Below are 235 nucleotides of genomic sequence, written 5' to 3' on the forward strand. Positions count from 1 at the left end.
GGCGCAAGGCGTTTCACCGCAAGCAGTCCGATGTGAAAAACCAGGGCTACTACGTGTTCGCCCTGCCGCAGCCATCGCCTGCGACGCCGACCGCGCAGCAGTTGCCGCGGGGCCAGGCCGCGTTCGAGCGCGCGCCCGACGCGCTCGAACGCGTGAGCTGGCGCACGCGCACGCTCGTCGGCGACGAGAAACTCACGCGCTGGAAGCTGGCGGTGCGGCTCGAAGGACTCTCTCT

At 69.4% G+C, this 235-nt stretch carries 1 protein-coding gene; it reads left to right on the plus strand.

Features of this window, described 5'->3' with window-relative positions; genetic code table 11:
• Positions 1–235 (plus strand): hypothetical protein (locus ACKQAD_RS20320; RefSeq protein WP_409161764.1); only part of this gene is annotated, 235 nt, incomplete at both ends.

It is taken from the genome of Pectobacterium artocarpous, from assembly GCF_046159765.1.
Taxonomy (GTDB): domain Bacteria; phylum Pseudomonadota; class Gammaproteobacteria; order Enterobacterales; family Enterobacteriaceae; genus Pectobacterium.